This window comes from Cobetia sp. SIMBA_158 (genome assembly GCF_046566945.1).
Classification (GTDB): domain Bacteria; phylum Pseudomonadota; class Gammaproteobacteria; order Pseudomonadales; family Halomonadaceae; genus Cobetia; species Cobetia amphilecti.
This window is the reverse complement of the sequence record NZ_JAWJYL010000920.1, coordinates 1-244: the sequence shown is the minus strand read 5'-3', so window position 1 is coordinate 244 and position 244 is coordinate 1. Positions and strand designations below refer to the sequence as shown.

At 67.2% G+C, this 244-nt stretch carries 1 protein-coding gene; it reads right to left on the bottom strand.

Annotation, left to right across the window (positions count from 1 at the left end):
* Positions 1 to 56: 56 nt before the first annotated feature.
* Positions 57 to 244, bottom strand: a 188-nt coding sequence (locus R2R70_RS22505) for a hypothetical protein (protein WP_410979273.1), incomplete at its 5' end; no start/stop codon positions are given.

Sequence of the window (244 nt, the reverse complement as noted above, 5' to 3'; positions counted from 1 at the left end):
ACCAGCAGCGGGCGTGCCCGCGTGGCGGCGGTGTAGCGGAGAGTGGTGACCAGCACCTAATTGGGCAATGGCTGGCGCGCGCTTGGCAGTGCCAGATCATCGGCGAGCACCACGCAATCAAACTCGAGACCCTTGGCGCGGAAGACCGTCCACCGCATGACAGTGGGCAGCTCGCCCGACTGTCCCCGCGAGTGAGCACTGACGCTGGCGGCCTGCAGGTCGCCATCGTGCTTGCGCAGCTCAC